Annotated in this window: 15 protein-coding genes and 2 pseudogenes; 8 read left to right on the top strand and 9 right to left on the bottom strand. The window is 72.1% G+C overall.

The window, feature by feature from the left end:
• Nucleotide 1: 1 nt before the first annotated feature.
• The 7 genes and pseudogenes from KIS93_RS10020 to KIS93_RS10050 all read right to left on the bottom strand — a co-directional run bounded on the left by KIS93_RS10020 (nucleotide 2) and on the right by KIS93_RS10050 (nucleotide 7,875).
• A complete protein-coding gene (locus KIS93_RS10020; RefSeq protein ID WP_080038196.1) occupies nucleotides 2–1,024 on the bottom strand; it encodes a LacI family DNA-binding transcriptional regulator in 1,023 nt (340 codons plus the stop codon).
• Between the two features lie 52 nt (nucleotides 1,025–1,076).
• Nucleotides 1,077–2,006 (bottom strand): annotated as a pseudogene (gene yjfF / locus KIS93_RS10025) (galactofuranose ABC transporter, permease protein YjfF); the annotation flags it as partial.
• A 43-nt stretch (nucleotides 2,007–2,049) separates the two neighbouring features.
• The gene (locus KIS93_RS10030; RefSeq protein ID WP_080038197.1) at nucleotides 2,050–3,060 is read right to left on the bottom strand and encodes an ABC transporter permease; all 1,011 of its coding nucleotides are present in this window, start codon (nucleotides 3,058–3,060) and stop codon (nucleotides 2,050–2,052) included.
• Nucleotides 3,057–4,571: a sugar ABC transporter ATP-binding protein gene (locus tag KIS93_RS10035; protein ID WP_080038198.1), complete on the bottom strand. Its 1,515-nt coding sequence runs from the start codon at nucleotides 4,569–4,571 to the stop codon at nucleotides 3,057–3,059. The genes KIS93_RS10030 and KIS93_RS10035 overlap by 4 nt, the downstream gene beginning before the upstream one ends.
• 42 nt (nucleotides 4,572–4,613) lie before the next feature.
• The gene (locus tag KIS93_RS10040) at nucleotides 4,614–5,600 is read right to left on the bottom strand and encodes an ABC transporter substrate-binding protein (RefSeq protein ID WP_080038199.1); all 987 of its coding nucleotides are present in this window, start codon (nucleotides 5,598–5,600) and stop codon (nucleotides 4,614–4,616) included.
• A 38-nt stretch (nucleotides 5,601–5,638) separates the two neighbouring features.
• Nucleotides 5,639–6,642: pseudogene (locus KIS93_RS10045) on the bottom strand (LacI family DNA-binding transcriptional regulator).
• Nucleotides 6,643–6,828: 186 nt separating this feature from the next.
• Nucleotides 6,829–7,875: a LacI family DNA-binding transcriptional regulator gene (locus KIS93_RS10050; protein WP_080038201.1), complete on the bottom strand. Its 1,047-nt coding sequence runs from the start codon at nucleotides 7,873–7,875 to the stop codon at nucleotides 6,829–6,831.
• Nucleotides 7,876–8,093: 218 nt separating this feature from the next.
• On the opposite strand from KIS93_RS10050, the gene KIS93_RS10055 reads away from it, so the two are divergent.
• The 4 genes from KIS93_RS10055 to KIS93_RS10070 are packed head-to-tail and all read left to right on the top strand — an operon-like array spanning nucleotide 8,094 to nucleotide 12,149.
• Nucleotides 8,094–9,368 (top strand): extracellular solute-binding protein, encoded by a 1,275-nt coding sequence (locus KIS93_RS10055; RefSeq protein WP_080038202.1) that lies wholly within the window; start codon nucleotides 8,094–8,096, stop codon nucleotides 9,366–9,368.
• A gap of 33 nt (nucleotides 9,369–9,401) precedes the next feature.
• Nucleotides 9,402–10,319 carry a carbohydrate ABC transporter permease gene (locus KIS93_RS10060; RefSeq protein WP_186404069.1) on the top strand — a complete coding sequence of 306 codons (918 nt, stop codon included), beginning with the start codon at nucleotides 9,402–9,404 and terminating at the stop codon, nucleotides 10,317–10,319.
• Nucleotides 10,316–11,143 carry a carbohydrate ABC transporter permease gene (locus KIS93_RS10065; RefSeq protein WP_080038204.1) on the top strand — a complete coding sequence of 276 codons (828 nt, stop codon included), beginning with the start codon at nucleotides 10,316–10,318 and terminating at the stop codon, nucleotides 11,141–11,143. Before KIS93_RS10060 ends, KIS93_RS10065 begins: the two co-directional genes overlap by 4 nt.
• A gap of 46 nt (nucleotides 11,144–11,189) precedes the next feature.
• Nucleotides 11,190–12,149 carry a sulfotransferase gene (locus KIS93_RS10070; protein ID WP_155126918.1) on the top strand — a complete coding sequence of 320 codons (960 nt, stop codon included), beginning with the start codon at nucleotides 11,190–11,192 and terminating at the stop codon, nucleotides 12,147–12,149.
• A 13-nt stretch (nucleotides 12,150–12,162) separates the two neighbouring features.
• Here the strand turns inward: KIS93_RS10070 and KIS93_RS10075 are convergent, their stop codons facing one another.
• A complete protein-coding gene (locus KIS93_RS10075) occupies nucleotides 12,163–12,990 on the bottom strand; it encodes a helix-turn-helix domain-containing protein (protein WP_080038205.1) in 828 nt (275 codons plus the stop codon).
• A gap of 133 nt (nucleotides 12,991–13,123) precedes the next feature.
• On the opposite strand from KIS93_RS10075, the gene KIS93_RS10080 reads away from it, so the two are divergent.
• From KIS93_RS10080 to KIS93_RS10095, 4 genes are all read left to right on the top strand, one after another.
• Nucleotides 13,124–13,849 carry an alpha/beta fold hydrolase gene (locus tag KIS93_RS10080; protein ID WP_080038206.1) on the top strand — a complete coding sequence of 242 codons (726 nt, stop codon included), beginning with the start codon at nucleotides 13,124–13,126 and terminating at the stop codon, nucleotides 13,847–13,849.
• A gap of 94 nt (nucleotides 13,850–13,943) precedes the next feature.
• A complete protein-coding gene (locus KIS93_RS10085; RefSeq protein ID WP_230466113.1) occupies nucleotides 13,944–14,708 on the top strand; it encodes an MBL fold metallo-hydrolase in 765 nt (254 codons plus the stop codon).
• A gap of 233 nt (nucleotides 14,709–14,941) precedes the next feature.
• Nucleotides 14,942–15,223 (top strand): peptidase inhibitor family I36 protein, encoded by a 282-nt coding sequence (locus KIS93_RS10090; RefSeq protein WP_186404070.1) that lies wholly within the window; start codon nucleotides 14,942–14,944, stop codon nucleotides 15,221–15,223.
• 47 nt (nucleotides 15,224–15,270) lie between these two features.
• Nucleotides 15,271–16,224 (top strand): hypothetical protein, encoded by a 954-nt coding sequence (locus KIS93_RS10095; protein WP_155126921.1) that lies wholly within the window; start codon nucleotides 15,271–15,273, stop codon nucleotides 16,222–16,224.
• On the opposite strand, the gene KIS93_RS64915 is transcribed toward KIS93_RS10095, so the two are convergent.
• Nucleotides 16,214–19,714 (bottom strand): AfsR/SARP family transcriptional regulator, encoded by a 3,501-nt coding sequence (locus tag KIS93_RS64915; RefSeq protein ID WP_080038209.1) that lies wholly within the window; start codon nucleotides 19,712–19,714, stop codon nucleotides 16,214–16,216. The two genes, KIS93_RS10095 and KIS93_RS64915, sit on opposite strands and share 11 nt — an antisense overlap.
• Between the last annotated feature and the right edge of the window lie 65 nt (nucleotides 19,715–19,779).

Raw genomic sequence — 19,779 nt, forward strand, 5'->3', positions numbered from 1 at the left:
TTCAACCCGCAGGAGTGGGAGGAGGTGCGGTGCTCTCGCGGACGACCAGCTCCGTGGCCAGCTCGACGCGGTTGCGCGCGAGCCGCTCGCCGTTGGCGAGCTGCAGCAGCATCCGGGTGGCCGCGGCGGCCATCTCGGTGAGCGGCTGGCGGACGGTGGTCAGCGGCGGCAGGTGCCAGCGCGCCGACGGCATGTCGTCGAAGCCGACCACGCTCAGGTCGTCCGGGACGCGCAGGCCGAGCCGGTGGGCCGCGTGGTAGACGCCGATCGCCTGGCCGTCGTTCGCGGCGAAGATCGCCGTGGGGCGGTCAGGCAGGCGCAGCAGGCGCTCCGCCTGGGCCAGGCCGCCCTCGATGAAGAAGTCGCCCCGGCCGATCAGCTCCGGATCGGCCGGGACCCCCGCCATGTCGAGGGCGGTGCGGTAGCCGTCGAGCCGGGCCCGGCTGGACACCGCCGAGTCGGGCCCGGTGACGATGCCGATGCGGCGGTGCCCCAGCTCCAGCAGGTGGCGGGTGGCGATGAGCCCGCCGTTCCAGTTCCCGGCGCCGACCGACGGCAGGTCTCGTGCCGGGACGTCGGCCGGGTCCAGCAGCACCAGCGGGATCTCGCTGCGGGCGAGCTGCTCGCGCTGCGCCTCGGTCAGCCCCTCGAACACCGCGATCACGCCGCTCGGGCGCCGCCGCAGCACGACGTCCAGCCAGGCGTCGGCGGCGCTGCGGTCGCGGCGCAGGTCCGAGATCCCGACCGTGAGGTCGTGCTCGTGCGCGACCTGCGCCACCCCCTTGGTGATCTCCACGGGGTAGTCGCCTTCGAGGGCGTGGAAGACCAGCTCGACCAGGGCGGTCGGGGTGGAGCGGCGGCGCTGGCGGCGGTAGCCGTGCAGGCGGATCAGCTCCTCCACGGCGGCGCGGGTCTCGGAGGAGACCTCCGCACGGCCGTTCACGACCTTGGAGACCGTCGCGGTGGACACGCCGGCCAGCTCGGCGAGCTGGGCGATGGTGAGAGGGGACGACTCCGTGGCCATGGCGGCAGTCTAACCACGCGCCGCCCGCGGTGATCAGCGCCGGCTCACCGCCTCACGCCCCGCGTCTGGACATCAACCGTTGCAGGAGGATGAAGACGAGCAGCAGCGCGCCGATGAAGATCTTCGTCCACCAGGAGCTGAGCGTGCCCTCGAAGCTGATGACGGTCTGGATGAGGCCGAGCACCAGCACGCCGAGGACGGTGCCGAGCAGGTAGCCGCTGCCGCCGGTGAGCAGGGTGCCGCCGATGACGACCGCCGCGATCGCGTCCAGCTCCATGCCGACGGCGTGCAGGCCGTACCCCGACAGCATGTAGAACGCCAGCAGGACGCCGCCGAGAGCGGAGCACAGGCCGCTGACCGTATAGACGGTGATCTTCGTGCGCGCCACGGGCAGGCCCATGAGCAGCGCCGACTGCTCGCTGCCGCCGGTCGCGTAGACGGCGCGGCCGAAGCGGGTGTAGTGCAGCACGTACGCCGCCACCAGCACGACCGCGACCGCGATGAGCACGCTGGGGGAGATCCACAGGTCGGCGAACAGGTCGATCCTGGTCTGCGCGAACGCCGTGAACGCCGGGTCCGTGATGGGGATGGAGTCGGTGCCGATCGTGTAGCACAGGCCGCGCGCCAGGAACATGCCGGCCAGCGTGACGATGAACGGCTGGATGCCGAAGAAGTGGATGATGGCGCCCATGCCGCCGCCCAGCACGACCCCCATGGCGAGCACGAGGGCGATGACCGCCCACCACGGCCAGCCGGCCTGCAGCAGGCTCGCGGAGACCATGGTCGACAGCGCGACGACCGCGCCCACGGACAGGTCGATGCCGCCGGTGAGGATGACGAAGGTCAGGCCGACCGCGACGACGAGCAGGAAGCCGTTGTCGATGAAGACGTTCAGGACGATCTGGCCGGTGGCGAAGCCCTCGTAGCGGACGCCGCCGGCCACGAACATGGCCGCGAACAGGCCGGCGGTGACCAGCACGGGGACGTACCTGCGGGGGAGTGGCCGGCCAGGCCCGGCAGGGTGGTCATGCGGTGACCTTCACCTTCTCTTCGGCCGCCGCCTTGGGCGCGGGCCTGGGCCGGCGGTGGAAGACCTTCGCGCGGAAGGCGGGGGACTGCAGCAGGCAGACGGTCGTCACCACGAGCGCCTTGAACAGCAGCGTCGTCTCCGGCGGCACGCCGATGGAGTAGATGGTCGTGGTGAGCGTCTGGATGATCAGGGCGCCGAGCACGGTGCCGGTGAGGGAGAAGCGGCCGCCGGTCAGCGACGTGCCGCCGATGACGACGGCGAGGATGGCGTCGAGCTCGATCCACAGGCCGGCGTTGTTGCCGTCGGCGCTGGACACGTTCGAGCTGATCATGAGGCCGGCGATGCCGGCGCACAGGGCGCAGGCGGTGTAGGCCATCACGGTCACGCGGCGGGCGTCGATGCCGGCCAGGCGGCTGGCCACGGGGTTGCCGCCGACCGCCTCGATGACGAGGCCGAGGGCGAGGCGCCGGGTGAGGAACGCGGTGACGGCCCAGATGGCGGCCACGACGAGGATGCCGAACGGGAGCGTGAGCCAGTAGCCGCCGCCGATCAGCTTGTAGGCGGGGCTGTTGACGGTGATGATCTGCCCGTCGGTGATGAGCTGGGCCAGGCCCCGCCCGGCCACCATGAGGATGAGCGTGGCGATGATCGGCTGGATGCCGATGCCGGCGACCAGGAACCCGTTCCAGGCCCCCAGCGCCAGGCACAGCCCGAGCGCGAGCGCCACGGCGGTGAACACGCTGGCGTCCTCGCTGATCTGCAGGCAGGCCAGCGCGCCCGAGATCGCCACCACCGAGCCCACCGACAGGTCGATGCCGCCGGTCGCGATGACCAGCGTCATGCCCAGCGACACCAGGATCAGCGGGGCGCCGAAGCGCAGGATGTCGATCAGGCTGCCGTACAGGTGGCCGTCCTTGATCTGGATGCTCAGGAAGCCGTCGGTGAAGGCGACGTTGAGCAGCAGCAGCGCGGCCAGGGCGAGCAGCGGCCACAACAGGCGTCTCATGCGGGGTGTCCTCCGCCGGCGATGGTCTCCATGAGGCTCTCCGTGGTCAGGCGGTCGTCGTTGTCGAGCTCGGCCACCAGGCGGCGGTCGCGCAGCACGGCCACCCGGTGGCTGAGCCGCAGCACCTCCTCCAGCTCGGCCGAGATGAACAGCACCGCCATGCCGCCGCCGGACAGCTCGGCCACCAGGCGCTGGATCTCGGCCTTGGCGCCGACGTCGATGCCGCGGGTGGGCTCGTCGAGGATCAGCAGCCGGGGCTCCAGGATCAGCCAGCGGGCCAGCAGCACCTTCTGCTGGTTGCCGCCGCTGAGGTTGCGGATGAGCTGGTCGGGGTCGGCCGGGCGGATGTTCAGCGCGGCGACGTACCGGGAGACGAGCTCGTCCTGGCGGCTGCGGGGCAGGGGCCGGGTCCAGCCGCGGGCGGCCTGCAACGCGAGGACGAGGTTCTCGCGGACGGTCAGGTCGGGGATGAGCCCTTCAGAGCGGCGGTTCTCCGAACAGAACGCGATCTTGTGGCTCATGGCCGCGCGCGGCGTGCGCAGCGGCTGCGGCGTGCCGCCGATCGCGATCTCGCCCGTGCTGGCGTGGTCGGCGCCGAACAGCAGCCGGGCGATCTCCGTACGGCCGGAGCCGAGCAGCCCCGCCAGCCCGACGACCTCGCCCTCGTGGATGGTGAGCGTGAACGGCTCGATCGCGCCGGCCCGGCCCAGCTCGCGCGCCTCGACGAGCGGCCGGTCGAACACCTTGGCGGTGCCGTGCAGCCGCTCCAGCTCGGCCAGCTCCTGGCCGATCATCTTGGCGACCAGCTCGACCTGCGGCAGCTCCTTCGTCAGGTACTCGCCGACGAGCCGGCCGTTGCGCAGGATCGTCATCCGGTCGGAGATCTCGTAGATCTGGTCGAGGAAGTGCGAGACGAACAGGATCGCGATGCCGTCGTCCTTCAGCCGCCGCATCACCCGGAAGAGCTGCTGCACCTCGCCGGCGTCCAGGCTGGAGGTGGGCTCGTCCAGGATGAGCACCTTGGCCTGGACGTCGATGGCGCGCGCGATCGCGACGAGCTGCTGCACGGCCAGCGAGTACGCCGACAGCGAGGCGGTGACGTCGATGTCGAGGTCGAGGCGGGCCAGGATGCCGGCCGCGCGGCGGCGCACCTCCTTCCACCGGATGCGGCCCCAGCGGTCGCGGGGCTCGCGGCCGATGAAGATGTTCTCGGCCACCGACAGGTTCGTGCAGAGGTTGACCTCCTGGTAGACGGTGCTGATGCCGGCCTGCTGGGCGGCCAGGGGGCCGGTGAAGGCCACCCTGGCGCCGTCCAGCTCGATCCGGCCCTCGTCGATGTCGTGGACACCGGTCAGCACCTTGATCAACGTCGACTTGCCGGCGCCGTTCTCGCCCATGAGGGCGTGCACCTCGCCCGGCAGCAGCCGGAAGTCGACGCCGTCGAGCGCTTTCACGCCGGGGAACTGCTTGCTGATCCCGGTCATCGTGAGCACCGGGGTGGATGCGGTCATGGACCCTCTCCAGGACGAGCCGGACCGGCCGGCGTCCTTCGGTCAGTACTGGCGGGAGGACAGGACCTGCTTGGCCTGCTCCTGCGTGAACGTGGTCTCCTCGGTCACCACCCGGGCCGGCACCTGCTCGCCCTTGACGACCTTCTTGGCCAGGTCCATCAGCTGCGGGCCGAGCAGCGGCGAGCACTCCACGATGAAGTTGATCTTCCCGTCGGCCAGCGCCTGCATGCCGTCCTTCACCGCGTCCACCGTGATGATCTTGATGTCCTTGCCCGGCACCTTGCCCGCGCCCTCGATCGCCTCGATCGCACCCAGACCCATGTCATCGTTGTGCGCGTACAGCACGTCGATGTCCGGCGTCGACTTCAAGAACGCCTCCATCACCTCCTTGCCCTTGGCCCGGGTGAAGTCACCGGTCTGCGACGCCACGATCTTGAACTTCGGATCCGCCCCGATCACCTCCGCGAACCCGGCCTTGCGGTCATTGGCCGGCGCCGACCCCGTGGTGCCCTGCAACTCCACGATGTTCACCGGATCCTTGGAGTCCTTGTACTCCTGCACCAGCCACTGCCCGGCCTTCTTGCCCTCCTCCACGAAGTCCGAGCCCAGGAACGTCTTGTACAGCGAGGTGTCCTTGGAATCCACCGCCCGGTCGGTCAGGATCACCGGGATCTTCGCGTTCTTGGCCTCCATCAGCACCGTGTCCCAGCCCGACTCCACCACCGGCGAGAAGGCGATCACATCCACCTTCTGCTGGATGAACGACCGGATCGCCTTGATCTGGTTCTCCTGCTTCTGCTGGGCGTCGGAGAACTTCAGCGTGATGCCCGCGTTCTTCGCCGAGTCCTGCACCGACTTGGTGTTCGCGGTGCGCCACCCGCTCTCCGCACCGACCTGCGAGAAGCCCATGGTGATCGCGTCACCGCCGCCGCCCGTACCCGCGCTGGTGGTACCGCCACCGCCGCCGCAGCTCGTGGTCAGTAACGCCCCCACCGCGAGCGCGACGAGCGCCGAGAATCTCTTCGCCATGACGACCTTCCTCGTTCCTTGTCCTGATGGTTGATCGATCAATACGGCAGCGCGGAGCGCGCCCTGCCGGTGCTGTCCCTGATGACGAACCGCGGGGGCACGATCAGGTGGTCGTAGCCGGACGTCCCCGACGACTCGATCTGTTTGAGCAGCAGGCCGATACTGAGCCGGCCGACCTCGCCGAAGTCCTGCCGGACCGTGGTCAGCGCGGGGGTGAAGTACGCCGCTTCGGGGATGTCGTCGAAGCCGACCACGCTCACCTGCTCGGGCACCCGCACGCCCGCCTCCGAGAAGGCCCGCAGCAGCCCGAGCGCCATCTGGTCGTTGGCCACGAACACGGCAGTGACCTCGGCGACGCGGGCGGCCAGCACCCGGCCGGCCCGGTACCCGGATCTCGGGGTCCAGTCGCCCGCCAGCACCTCGGGGATCTCCCGGCCGGCGGCCGCCAGCGCGGCGCGCCAGCCCTCCTGCCGCCCCTCGGCCTCCAGCCAGTCGTCCGGCCCGCTGACGTGCCAGACCGTGTCGTGGCCGAGGGCGAGCAGGTGGGCGGTGGCGTGCCGGGCGCCTTCGCGCTGGTCCACGCTGACCACGGCCACCTCGCCCTCGTGCCGGCCCTCGACCGCCACCGCGGGCAGCCCCGGGGCAGGTCGGCCAGCGCCTGGGCGGCGGCGCGCTGCGGCGCGACCACGACCACGCCGTCCACGCCCTGCTCGGCCAGGTGGCCGATGGCCTCGTTGACGCCGGCCCGGTCGATGGTGCGCAGGCTCATGATGCTGACGAAGTAGCCGGCCTCCCTGGCCGCCCGCTCGATGCCGTGGACGGTGCTGGCCGGGCCGTACAGGATGGTGTCGAAGCTGACCACCCCGAGCCGGTGCGAGCGGCGGGTGACCAGCGCCCGCGCGGTCAGGTTGCGGCGGTAGCCGAGGGCGGTGATGGCGCGCAGGACCCGCGCGCGCGTCTCCTTCCTGACCTTGGGGTGGTCGTTGAGCACCCGGGAGACGGTCTGGTGCGACACGCCGGCGAGTTTGGCCACGTCGGCCATGACCGGCAGGCGGCGCTCGGCAGGTGGCCCCAATTCTTCCCCTTCCGGCGGTGGTGGGTCGCTCCATGCATGCGGGGCTGTTAGCGTTAACATCTCGGCTGTACGTGGCCGTGGTGGGCGAAACGCTAGGTCGAGCCGCTCCGAGCTGTCAAGGATAGTTTTCGGGAAAGGTTTCGTTAAGTTTCGTCAGCGTCGCCGGGCGGGCCCGGTGCTCTCGCGGACGATCAGCTCCGTGCCCAGCTCCACGCGGTGCCGGGGCAGCAGCTCGCCCCGCGACAGCTTGAGCAGCATGTCGGTGGCGGCGGCGGCCATCGCGGTGAGCGGCTGGCGCACCGTGGTCAGCGGCGGGTTCATCCAGCGCACCGCCGGCAGGTCGTCGAAGCCCACCACGCTCAGGTCCTCGGGGATGCGCAGGCCGAGCCGGTGCGCCGCCCGGTAGACGCCCGACGCCTGGCCGTCGTTGCAGGTGAAGATGGCCGTCGGCGGGGAGGGCAGCCGCAGCAGCCGCTCGGCCTGCGCCAGGCCGCCCTCGATGAGGAAGTCGCCAGGGCCGATCAGCTCCGGGTCGACGGGGACGCCGGCCATGTCGAGGGCCGTGCGGAACCCGTCGAGCCGGGCCCGGCCGGACAGCGCGCAGTCGGGGCCGGTGATGGCGGCGATGCGCCGGTGCCCGAGATCGAGCAGGTGGCGGGTGGCCATCAGCCCGCCGTTCCAGTTGCTCGCACCCACCGAAGGCGCCTGAGGTGCGGGATCGCCGCGCGGGTCGAGCAATACGAGCGGGATGCCGCGGGTCGCGAGCTGCTCCCGCTGGGCCTCGGTCAGGCCGGAGAACACCGAGATCACGCCGAGGGGACGGCGGCTCAGCACGCCCTCGATCCAGCCCCTGCCAGGGGTGTCGCGGTGCTGGAGCTGCGACAGCACCACGGCCAGCCGGTGCTCGCGCGTCACCTGCTCGACGCCCTTGGCGATCTCGGTCGGATATTCGCCCTCCAGCGCGTGGAAGACCAGCTCCACCAGGGGCGCGAAGGTCGCGCGGCGCCGCTGCGGCCGGTAGCCGTGCTCGCGGATGAGCCGCTCGATCAGGGCCCGCGTCTCCGGCCCGACCTCCGCGCGGCCGTTGACGACCTTCGACACGGTGGCGGTGGAGACCTGGGCCAGCTCCGCGAGCTGGGCGATGGTCAGCGGCTGGGACGGGGTGGCGCCGTCGTCGGTCGGGCCTTCGGCCGTGCTCATGGCGGAAGTCTAACCAGCAGCTTTCGGCATTTCGCCGCTCACGTTTCGGGATTCTTGCGAACGGGTTCTTGACGGATTTCCGAACCCGCACGTAAGGTCGCGCCTTAACGATCGTGAGCTAATCCGAAAGTTTCAGAGCTGCGAATGCCTTCACGCAGCAGCGACCCCCCAGCACGAACCCCCGGCCATGGGCCGCATGGCTCAGGAAGAGACCACCCGTGAAGCTCCGTACCACCGCACCCATCGTGCTCGCCGCAGCGCTCGTCCTGACCACCGCCGCCTGCGGAGGCGGCGGCGGATCCGGTCAGCCCGCGGGCGACGGCAAGTCGTTCGAGTTCTGGTCGTTCACCGGCATCAACCAGAAGCGGACCGTCGAGGACTACAAGAAGATCAACCCGAACGTCCAGGTGAAGCTCACCGAAGTGGGCACCTCGACCGAGACCGCGCAGTCGCTGACCACGGCACTGGCCGGCGGCAAGGTGCCCGACCTGGTGCTCATCCAGGGCGACAACCTGCCGCAGTTCGTCCAGCAGCCGCAGAACTTCCAGGACCTGCGGCAGTACGGCGCCGACAAGATCAAGGGCGACTACCTCGACTGGGTGATGAGCCAGGCCACGGCCAAGACGGGCGAGATCATCGGCATCCCCACCGACGTCGGCGGCCTGGCGGTGGCCTACCGGACCGACCTGTTCAAGAAGGCCGGGCTGCCCACCGACCGCGACGAGGTGAGCAAGCTCTGGCCCACCTGGGACGCCTTCATCGAGACCGGCAAGAAGTACACCGCCGCCACCGGCAAGGCGTTCGTCGACAACGCCGGCACCAGCGTCTTCTACCAGGCCGTCAACCAGGGCCCGCAGAAGTACCACGACCCGTCCGGCAACGTCGTCTACTCCACGAGCCCGCAGGTCAAGAGCGCGTTCGACTACGCGCTCAAGGCGATCCAGGCCGGCATCACCGCCAAGCAGAGCTCCTTCGAGGAGAACTGGATCGCGGGCATGAGCAAGGGCGACTACGCCGTCGTCTCCGCGCCGTCGTGGATGCTCAACCAGATCCGCGACTACGCCCCCGGCCTCAAGGGCAAGTGGGACATCGCCACGATCCCCGGCGGCGCCGGCAACTGGGGCGGCAGCTACCTGGCCATCCCCAAGGGCGCGGCCAACCCGAAGGCGGCCTGGGACTACATCTCCACCATGCAGTCGCCGCAGAACCAGCTCGCCCACTTCCTCGACGTCGGCTCACTGCCCACCACGCCGTCCGTGTACAAGGACCCGAAGCTCCTCGCCGAGAAGGACGAGTTCTTCTCCGACGCGCCCATCGGGAAGATCTACACCGACTCGGTGCTCGGGCTCAAGCCGTTCCTCATCGGCCCGGAGAGTGCGGCCATCGGCCAGGAGTTCCTGAACGCCATCACCAACGTCGAGCAGGGCAAGGGCGACCCCGCCAAGGCCTGGGACACCGCGCTGGCCAACATCAAGACCGCGATCGGCAAGTAACGTGACCACGACGCTCAGCCCGTCCCGGGGGTCATGCCCGAAGCCGAGGCGCGGGTGCGGCAGAGCCTGGCCGAGCGGGTGGCCCCGTACGCCTACATCGCCCCGTTCTTCCTGCTCTTCGCCGTCTTCGGGCTCGTCCCGCTGCTGTTCACCTTCTACGTCGCGCTGTTCGACTGGAACCCGATCGGCGAGCACGTCTTCATCGGCTTCGACAACTTCACCCGGCTGTTCGGCGACACCCGCTTCTGGGACGCGGCCTGGAACACGATCAGCATCTGGCTGCTGTCGACCGTGCCGCAACTGCTCATCGCGCTGGTGCTGGCACACCTGCTCAACCACGCCCGGCTCCGGCTGGCGGTCTTCTTCCGCATGTCGATGCTGGTGCCGTACATCACCTCGGTGGCGGCCACCACCGTCGTCTTCGCCCAGATGTTCGACCGCGACTACGGCCTGCTCAACTGGCTGCTCGGCTTGTTCGGCGTGGGGCCGATCGACTTCCTGCAGTCGGGGTGGGGGAGCCACACCATGATCGCCGTGATGGTGACCTGGCGCTGGTTCGGCTACACCACCCTGCTCTACCTCGCCTCGCTGCAGGCCGTGCCCCGCACGATCTACGAAGCCGCGTCCGTGGACGGCGCCGGGGCCTGGAAGCAGTTCCGGCACATCTCCGTCCCGTCGCTGCGCCCCGTCATCGTGTTCACCATCGTCACCTCCACCATCGGCGGCCTGCAGATCTTCACCGAGCCGCTGCTCGTCTCGAACACCTCGCCGCTCACCTGCGGGCCGGCGCGGCACTGCCAGACGCTCACGCTCTTCCTGTACGAGCAGGGCTTCGGCCAGTTCCAGTTCGGCTACGGCTCCGCCATCGGCGTGGCCCTGTTCGTGCTGATCATCGCCGTCGCGACGCTCAACTACGTCCTGTCCACCCGAATCCGCCCGGAGCGAGGATGAAGAAGGCCGACCGGGTCCGCTGGTGGACCTACCTGCTGCTCGGGGTGGCCACGCTCGCCTGCGTGTTCCCGCTCTACTGGATGTTCGTGGTCGCCACCACGGACACGGCCACCGCGACGAAACTGCCGCCCGAGATCCTGCCCGGCGGGAACTTCTTCCACCTGGCCGGGCTCGTCTTCACGACCGTGCCGTTCGTCCGCTCCATCATCAACAGCCTCGTCGTGGCCGGCTCGATCGGCATCGGCCACGCCCTGCTGTGCTCGCTGGCCGGGTTCGCCTTCGCCAAGCTGCGCTTCCCCGGCCGCAACGCGCTGTTCCTCGTCGTCGTGCTCACCATGACCGTGCCGACCCAGCTCGCCGTCATCCCCCAGTACATGATCATCTCATCGCTGGGGTGGGTGGACACCCTCCAGGCGCTCATCGTGCCCGGCCTGGCCAGCGCGTTCGGCATCTTCTGGATGCGCCAGCACCTGGCCACCACCATCAGCGACGAGATCCTCCAGGCCGCCCGCATCGACGGGGCCGGCACCTGGCAGATCTTCTGGCGGATCGCGTTCCCGCTGGTGCGGCCGGCCGCGTTCGTGCTCGGCCTGCTCGGGTTCGTCACCGCCTGGAATGACTTCCTGTGGCCGTTCATCGTGCTCAAGTCACCCGAGATGTACACCGCGCAGATCGCCATCAAGGCGCTGCAGAACAGCTACTCGATCGACCTCGGCCTGGCCATGTCCGGCTCGTTCCTGGCCACGCTGCCGCTGATCGTGCTGTTCGTGTTCGTCGGCAGGCGCATGGTCGCGGGGATCATGGACGGCGCCTTCAAGGGCTGACAAACCGTTTGCGTCACGGCCGGCCGCCCGCCCAGGATGGTCGCCCGTGACGCACCCACCTCCGATCTTCGTCGCCGGCACCGGCCGGTCGGGCACCTCGCAGCTCGCCGACATCCTCGGCCAGCACCCGCACATCCACCGGATCCCGATCGAGACCAGGTTCATCGTCGACCCCGGCGGGTTCAGGGACCTGGCGGACGCGCTCACCCTGCGCTACGACCCGTACGTCGGCGACGACGCCCTGCGCCGGCTGGGCGAGCTGCTCACGGAGCGGCTGCCCGGCCGGCTCGACGTCGACCGCGGTCACACCGTTCCCGGCGCCATCGGCGAGCGGCACTACTGGGACGCGGTGGGACGGCTGTGGCACGAGCTCGTCGCGCACACCTTCGACGAGCTCGTGCCCACGCCGGGAGCCCGCCACGCCGGCTGGCCCGCCGGGCCGTTCGAGCGGCAGACCCGCCGGCGGGCCGTCCCCCGGCACTTCCGCGACCGCGGCGAGCTGCTCCGCCTGCTCCGCGGCGCCGTCGACACCATGTTCGGCGGGGCCGCCGCCGACGCCAGCAAGCCCGCCTGGTGCGAGAAGACCCCGTTCAACCTGCTGTGCATGGACTTCCTGTGGGAGCTCGTCCCCGAGGCGACCATCGTGCACATCAAGCGCCACCCGGTCGCGGTGGTCGCCTCGCACGTCGACCAGCCCTGGGCGCCGTCCACCGTCGAGGGCGCGCTCGCCTGGCTGACGCCGATCTACGACCGGTGGCTCGCCTGGAAGGTCACCGCCGGCCTCGGCGCCCGGCGCTACGTGGAGGTCAGCGCCGAGGACCTCGCCGCCGACTGGCCGGCCCGGCGCAAGGCCCTGTTCGAGAGCGTCGGCGTCGAGGACTACGAAACTCCCTCGGCGTTCCGGACGCGGGAGCTCGACCACCGCGACGGCCAGTTCGACCCCGCCACCCGCGCGATGGTGGAGCGGGCGCTCGCGACCGCCATCCCCGGCATGGGATACGCGTAGCGGCCGCGTCCGCTCAGCCGGCCGTTCGCGTCAGGGACGCCAGGAGCGCCAGCTTCTCGGCGCTGTCGGTGCCGGGGTCCGGATGCAGGACGACGAGCGTCTGCCCCGGCGCTCCGGCGACGCCCAGCCGCTCCCGGTTGAGCCGCAGGCGGCCGACCTGGGGATGGTCGAGGTGCTTGGGCGTGCCCTCGCACGTGTTCACGTCGTGACGGGCCCAGAGCCTGCTGAACAGCGGGCTGGCCAGGCACAGCTCGCCGACCAGCTCGATGAACCGGGGATCGTCCGTGTCCGTGCCGACCGCCATGCGGAAACCGGCGACCATGCCCTGCGCGGCGTCCTCCCAGCCGGGGAGCAGCGCCTGCTCGGCCGGATCGAGGAACACGTCCCGCAGCCGGTTGTGCCCCGCCGACAGGCGCGGTGACAGCGCGGTGGCCGCCGCGTTCGCGGCCAGGACGTCCAGGTAGCGGCCCTCCACGTACGCCGGCAGCGGCAGCGTGCCGACGAGCTGGGCGACACCCGGCGGGACCGTCTCCTTGCGGGGCCGCCGCCGTCGCCGCCGGGGCCGCTCCGCGCCGAGGCGCAGCAGGTAGGCGGTCGCGTCGTCGTCGAGCAGCAGCACGCGGGCGAGGGATTCGAGGACCTGCGCGGAGGGGTTGCGGTCGCGGCCCTGCTCCAGGCGCAGGTAGTAGTCGGCGCTGATGCCGGCGAGCATCGCGACCTCCTCCCGGCGCAGGCCAGGCACCCGCCGCACGCCCGCGGAGGGGATGCCCGCCCGCTCGGGAGTGACGAGCTCCCGGCGGGCGCGTACGTAGTCGCCGAGCAGGTTCGTTTCGTCGCCCATGCCCCCACGGTAGTGCGCCCGCCGTCGTGCCTGCCTGGTCCTGTCACCCCCAGGATCGCGGGGGCTCTGGCTGCGTCGTCGTGCGAGCGGAAGCCTCGTCTCGAACATCGACGACACGGCAAGGAGCCACACCATGTCGACATATTTGCTGGTACACGGGGCCTGGCACAGCGGGCAGTGCTGGGAGCGGGTCGTCCCGCTGCTGGCCGCGGCCGGGCACCGGGTGCTCGCCCCGTCGCTCACCGGCTACGGCGACAAGGCCCACCTGCTCGGCCCCGAGGTCGGGCTGGACACCCACGTGGACGACCTCGTCACCCTCATCACCGAGCACGACCTCACCGACGTCATCCTCGTGGGCCACAGCTACGCCGGGCTGGTCATCTCCTCGGCCGCCAACCACCTGCCCGACCGGATCGCCCACCTCGTCTACCTCGACGCGATGGTGCCGCAGGACGGCGAGAGCGCCCTGGACGTGCAACCGGTGACCCGGGCCCTCATCGACCGCGCCGCCCGGACGGAAACCCCCTGGCGGATCCCGCCGATGCCCGAGCTGCCGCCCCCGCTGGGCCTGTTCGGGGTCACCGACCCGGACGACGTGGCCTGGCTGCGCTCCCTGCTGTCGGACCAGCCGGTGCTCTGCCTCCAGCAGCCGGTCCGCCTCGACAACCCGGCCGTACGCGGGATCCCGCGCACGCACATCCACTGCGTCGGCGCCACCCCCGAAGGCATCGAACGGCGGCCCGTCCCCCCGATCCAGCCGAACGGCAGCCCGGCGCAGGTGTGGGAGCTGCCGACCGGCCACGACTGCATGATCACCATGCCGGCCGAGCTGACCGACCTGCTCCTCAAACTCGCCTGATCCCCGGCCCGGGCGCCGGGGCCGGCTTCCGGGCGGCCCGGCCGGGCGCGGTCCGGTTTCAGGCGGCGTGCGGCAGGGCTGGCATCCTGTACGGATGATGCGACACGTGACCGTGCTCGGCAGTTGCGGCGCCTACCCCGAGCCGGGCCGCGCCTGCAGCGGTTTCGCCGTGGACTGGGACGGCTACCGCCTCCTCCTCGACCTGGGCTACGCCGCGCTGCCACGGCTGCTCGCGCACTGGCCGGACGGCGGCGTGGACGCCGTCGTCGTCACCCACGAGCACCCGGATCACTGCGTCGACCTGCACGGCCTGTTCCGGATGCGCCTCTACGGCGACCCCGGCGGCCCCAGGCTGCCGTTGTACTGCCCGCCGGGCGTGCTCGACCGGCTCGCCGGCCTGGAACCGGACGTCGACCTCCACGCCGTCTTCGACCCGCACCCCCTGCCCGGCCACCACCAGGTGGGGCCGTTCGCGCTCACCGGATCGCCGCTGCCCCACTACGTCCCCAACGCCGGCATCCGCCTGGAGGCCGATGGCGTCGCCATCGCCTACACCGGCGACACCGGCCCCACCCCGGCGCTCGCCGACCTCGGACGCGACGCCGACCTGTTCATCGTCGAGGCCACCGACCGTGACGGCGAGACCGCCCGCCCCACCCGCAACCTGCTCACCTCCGCGGAGGCCGGCGAGTGGGCCCGCCGCGCGGGCGCCCGCCGGCTGATGCTCACCCACTTCTGGCCGGGCAACGACCGGGCCGCCGCCGTGGCCGCCGCCCGCAAGGAATTCGGCGGCGAGGTGCTGGCGGCAGAGGAAGGGCTGACGATCACCCTCCCGAACGGGACGAAGCCGACGACCTGACCGCTCGCCCCCTCGATCGATGCCGCCTGCGGCCATGGCCATCCCAAGACCGCTACTTTCCGTTACGATCACGCTACCCAAAGAAGCCGGCGCTGGCAGGTGCCCAAAAGCAGGGAGCGCGGATGAAGCACAGGTTCGGCACGGCCCTCGGCGTCACGGCGGCCGCGATCTGCGGGCTGCTCGCGGCAGGATCGCCGGCCGACGCGTAGGCGCGGGCGCCCCGCCTCCTGTTCGTGTACGAGCACGACGACTACGAGGGCCGCTCGGCACAGCTCTCCGGCGACGACCGCAACTTCATCGACAACTACTGGACCCGCACGGGGGCGAGCATCAACGACAACATCAGCTCGTTCAAGAACCAGGGCGACCAGCGCGCGGTGCTGTACTCCGACGCGAACTACACCGGCGCCGCCTACTCCGCGCTCGCCCACTCCAACGACAGCGACCTGACCCACAACAGCCACAACCCCTCCAACTTCGACAACGTGGCCAGCTCGGTCCGCTTCGTGATCTGACGGACCTGAAGGGCGGCGGGGCACGAGGAACGACGAGGAGCGCGACCATGCCGATTCCCCGGCCCACGGGCCTCTTCCCGCCGTCGCGGCCCGCCCGCGCTGCTCACCGCCGCCCTCCGCCGCATGCGGCGGATCTCGTCGTCCTCGCCGGGCTTGTGCTTCTCGGCGGGTGTGCGCCCCCGCCGCAGCCCGCCGTGCCGGCCGACCGTCCCGTGGAGGCGAGCGCGGAGGCCCGCGCCCTCCGCGTCCCTCTCGACGACTTCACCCTTTCCCGCCTGGACATCCACACGATCGAGTACGCCGAAGACCTGCTCACCCGCGCGTGCATGCGCGGCCGGGGCTTCGACTGGGAGCTGCTGCCACCACCGGCGCGCACCGACACCGACCCGCTGCACCGCAGGCGATACGGGGTGATCGAGCCCGAGGTCGCCGAGCGCTACGGCTACCACGTACCGCCGCCGGCCCCTGACCAGCAGGCGCGCGAGCAGGTGTGGCGGCGACGGGAGGCGCTGCCCCCGGCCGAGCAGCGGGCCGCCTACGGGCCCGACGGCCAGGGCGGCTGCCGGGAGACCGCCCGCACGCGGCTGGCGCAGGGCATCCCCGCCGTCGACCAGCAGCAGCTCAACGGCTACATCGGTGACACCTTCGAGGCGTCCCAGCGCGTTCCGGCCGTGGTCGCGGCGTTCGGGGCCTGGAGCGCCTGCATGAAGGCCGGCGGCTTCACCTACCGCACACCCCTCGACGCCGCCAACGACCGGGCTTGGGCAAGCTCCGCCCGTCCGGCGCCCCGCGAGATCGCCGTCGCGGTCGCCGATGTCGTCTGCAAGCGGGCGACCGGCCTCGTCGCCACCTGGTCCGCTGCGGACCAGGCCGTCCAGCTCGCCGCCATCGCCGCCCACCGCACGGACTTCGCCCGCTTCCGGCAGGCCCGCGACGCTGAACTTCGCGCGGCCCGGCAGGTCATCGGACAGACCGGTCCGCCCTCAAAATCTACAACGTAAAGGCGCCCGGATCAGACAAAACCAAACCGACAGCAGTCGTGGCCGATTCCGCGTCCATCTCCCAGCCTTTCGCGTATGCCGCGGTGAACGCGTCCCCGCCCAGCGCGGCCCGGCCACGGCGGGTGAGCTCGCGGACCTGGGGATCGGTGCGGTCGTGCGCGCCCCGCAGCCGGGCGGCGGCCCCGAGGAGCACGGCCGCCTCGTCCTGCCGCCCGTGCGCCTGGGCGAGCGCCGCCGCACTCACGGCCACCCCTGACAGGATCGGCAACTCGCCCGTCGCCAGCGCGGCCGCACCTGCCTCCCGCACCGCCCGGCCGGCGCCGGGCAGGTCGCCGCGCGCCAGGCAGAGCGCCGCCCGCGCGGTGCCGACCAGCGTCCGGACGTGGTCCGCGGGGAACGCCGTGTCACCGAGCACACCGCGTTCGGCGGCGGCGAGCAGGTCACCCGCCCGGTCCAGGTCGCCGAGCCGCACCCGCAGGGCGGCCTCCTGCGCGTCGATGAGGATCAGCATCGCCGCCGAGGACGCGTGCCGGGCCCGGGCGGAGCCGAGCATCGCCAGCGCCTGGCCGGTGTCGCCGCGCCGGAGGTGAAGGTCGATCCAGCGCAGGTCGCTGTAGAGCTGGTCGCCGAGGCTGAGCGCGCCGAACTCGGCGCTCAGCGTCCGGGCCGCGCGCAGGTCGGACAGCGCGCCGTCGAGGTCGTCGTAGCGCCGCAGCCGGGCCCGGACCGGCAGCGTCGCGGCCTGTCCCCAATGGTCGCCGGCCTGCCGGAAGCGGGTCAGGGCCGCCTCCACGTGGGCACGCGTCCGGTCGAGGGCGCCCGCGTTCTCGGCGAGCTCGGCCTGGAACAGGTGGGCCAGCCCGGACAGCCATACCTCGTCCCCCTCGGCCAGGCGCCGGAAGATCGCGAGCGCGGCGTCCTCCTCCTGGCTCAGGAAGAGCAGGATCGCGCCGAACACGCGGTAGTGGCCCGGCAGCTCCTGATGCGCGAGCAGGCGGGCGGCGAGCGCGCGCATCTCCGCCCGGTCGTCCGCGGCCTCGCCCTCGGTGATCCCCGACAGGATGTCGGCGCGGGTGAGGAGGTAGGCGGCGCGGGCGCAGTCGCGTTCCGGCGTCGGGTCGCAGCCGGGCACCGCCAGGGTCTCGGCCAGGCAGGAGGCGGCGTCGGCGTGGCGGCCGGACATCTGCCAGTACCAGACCAGGCTCAGGGCGAGGGCGGTCGCGCCGGGGGAGTCGCCGGTGGCGCACAGGTGGCGCAGGGCGGCGAGCGTGTTGTCGTACTCGGCGCCGATCGCCTCCATGGCGGCGAGCTGGCCGGGGCCGCGCAGCAGCGGGTCGTGACGGGCCATCAGCCCGGCGAAGTGCGCGGCGGCCAGGTCGCGGGCCGAGCCGAGGCCGCCGGTGCCGGCCCGGTCAGGAGCCGGGCCTGGGCCGCCCGTGCCGGCCAGGCGCTCGACGCCGTACTCGCGGATGGTCTCGAGCATGCGGTAGCGGCCCGCGCCGGGCGCGAGCTGCAGCAGCGAACGGTCGACGAGGGCGGCGAGCAGGTCCGGCAGGTCGGCGGCGGGCACGGCGGTGCCGGCGCAGACGGCGGCGGCCGAGGCCGGGGTGACGCCGCCGGACAGGACGGAGATCCGCTCCGCGACGACGCGCTCGTGCTCGCCGAGCAGGTCCCAGCTCCAGGCGATGACCGCGCGCAGGGTCCGGTGCCTGGGCGGTGCGGTACGGGTGCCGGACGCGAGCAGCCGGAACCGGTCGGAGAGCCCGGCGGCCAGGTCGGGCAGCGACAACGTCCGCAGCCGGGCGGCCGCCAGTTCCAGCGCCAGGGGCATGCCGTCCAGGGCGCGCACCACCCGTACGATCTCGGGCAGCGTCGTCTCATCGACGCCGAAACCGGGCCGCACGGCAGCGGCCCGCTCGCTGAACAGCCGCACCGAAGCCGCCTCCCGGGCCTGCTCGACACCGTCGTCCGGGCCGGGCAGGGCGAGCGGCCCGAGTGGCACGAGCGCCTCCCCGTCCACCGCGAGAGGCTCGCGGCTGGTGGCGAGCACCCGCAGCCCGGGACAGCGGGGGAGCAGCGCCGCGACCAGATGAGCCACGGCGTCGACCAGGTGCTCGCAGTTGTCGAGCAGCAACAGGCACTCCCGGCCGCCGAACTCGCCGACGAGGACATCCAGCTCCGCGCCCTCGGCCCGCCTGCGAACCCCGGGCAACCCGCCGTCCCGCCGCCCGATCCCCGCCAGCACGGCCGCCCCGACCTTCGCCGGCTCGGTGACGAGAGCGAGGTCGACGAGCCAGGCACCGTCGCGGTACTCATGCTGGTGGCGGCGCGCGGCCTCCAACGCCAGCCGGGTCTTCCCCGCACCGCCCGGGCCGAGGACGGTGACCAGGCGGCCGGTGGTGAGCAGGCCGGCGATGCGTGCGAGGTCGTCGTCGCGGCCGATGAAGCTGGTCAGCGGCGCGGGCAGGGCGAACGGCCGCAGCGGGCCGGGCTCCGAGACCGCCGTGACAGACAAAGCGCCCGGAACGTCCGCGCCTGGAACGTCTCGGGTCGGAACGCCTGCGCTCGGAACCTGTCGGGCCGGAACGTCTGCGCTTGGAACGCCTGCGACCGGGGCGCCTGCGCTTGGAACGCCTGCGGTCGGGGCGCCTGCCGCCGCCGGGCCTTGGGGCGGAACGGCTCGCTCTGGGGTGCCCGCCACCGGGATGGGCGGGGCGGGGCGCAGCAGGCGGAGGTGGCGTTCCCGCAGGGCGGTGCCGGGGTCGGCGCCGAGCACGTCGGCCAGCGCCCGGCGGGTCCGCTCGTAGACGGCCAGCGCCTCGGCCTGCCGCCCCTGCGCGGCCAGCGCGTCCATCAGCAGCGCCGCCGCCCGTTCATGGACGGGATGCTCGGCCAGCAACGCGGTCAGCCGGGCCGCGGCGGCGTCCGCCCGTCCCCGGGACGACTCGGCCTCTGCGAGGTCGGCGACCGCCTCGATCGACACCTGCGCCAGCCGGGTCGCGACCGTGGGGGCGACAGCGGCGACGACCGCCGGCTCCGCACCGGGACGGTCGCCCCACAACGCGACGGCCTCCGCGAGCGCGGGCCCCGCCCCCTCCGCGTCGCCGGCCCGCAGCCTCTCCTGGCCGGCGGCGGCGAGCCGCTCGAAGCGCAGCGCGTCCACGTCGGCAACGTCCACCGCCAGCCGGTAACCCCCGGCAACCTGCTGCACCACCACACCGGCCGGGATCTGCCCGGCCGCGCCACGGGTCGCGAGGGCGCGGCGCAGCCGGGAGGCGAGGGTCTGGAGGGCGGCGGCGGGCCCGGACGGCGGCGCGTCGCCCCAGATCGCGTCCACCAGCTCACCCGGCTCGACCCGGCGCCCACCGGCGAGCGCCAGCCGGGCGAGCAGCGCCTGCAACCGCGCACCGGGAACAGGCAGGACGACCTCACCACGAGACACCTGAAACGTGCCGAGCAAGGTGATGCGAAGCGGCGCCTCCCCGTCCATCCCCCAATCTTCGCGCGCCCACCGGCGAAACCGCACAACAGCCCCGTGTATGCCCGGTGTCCGCC

Origin of the sequence: [Actinomadura] parvosata subsp. kistnae (genome assembly GCF_900323885.1) — a bacterium.
In the GTDB taxonomy this organism is placed as follows: Bacteria; Actinomycetota; Actinomycetes; order Streptosporangiales; family Streptosporangiaceae; genus Nonomuraea; species Nonomuraea composti.

Coding starts and splice junctions, on each gene's coding strand:
- KIS93_RS10095 (WP_155126921.1), top strand. CDS start 15,271: ATGCCGATTCCCCGGCCCACGGGCCTCTTCCCGCCGTCGCGGCCCGCC.
- KIS93_RS10035 (WP_080038198.1), bottom strand. CDS start 4,571: ATGACCGCATCCACCCCGGTGCTCACGATGACCGGGATCAGCAAGCAG.
- KIS93_RS10050 (WP_080038201.1), bottom strand. CDS start 7,875: ATGAGCACGGCCGAAGGCCCGACCGACGACGGCGCCACCCCGTCCCAG.
- KIS93_RS10020 (WP_080038196.1), bottom strand. CDS start 1,024: ATGGCCACGGAGTCGTCCCCTCTCACCATCGCCCAGCTCGCCGAGCTG.
- KIS93_RS64915 (WP_080038209.1), bottom strand. CDS start 19,714: ATGGACGGGGAGGCGCCGCTTCGCATCACCTTGCTCGGCACGTTTCAG.
- KIS93_RS10040 (WP_080038199.1), bottom strand. CDS start 5,600: ATGGCGAAGAGATTCTCGGCGCTCGTCGCGCTCGCGGTGGGGGCGTTA.
- KIS93_RS10075 (WP_080038205.1), bottom strand. CDS start 12,990: ATGGGCGACGAAACGAACCTGCTCGGCGACTACGTACGCGCCCGCCGG.
- KIS93_RS10065 (WP_080038204.1), top strand. CDS start 10,316: ATGAAGAAGGCCGACCGGGTCCGCTGGTGGACCTACCTGCTGCTCGGG.
- KIS93_RS10085 (WP_230466113.1), top strand. CDS start 13,944: ATGATGCGACACGTGACCGTGCTCGGCAGTTGCGGCGCCTACCCCGAG.
- KIS93_RS10080 (WP_080038206.1), top strand. CDS start 13,124: ATGTCGACATATTTGCTGGTACACGGGGCCTGGCACAGCGGGCAGTGC.
- KIS93_RS10030 (WP_080038197.1), bottom strand. CDS start 3,060: ATGAGACGCCTGTTGTGGCCGCTGCTCGCCCTGGCCGCGCTGCTGCTG.
- KIS93_RS10060 (WP_186404069.1), top strand. CDS start 9,402: ATGCCCGAAGCCGAGGCGCGGGTGCGGCAGAGCCTGGCCGAGCGGGTG.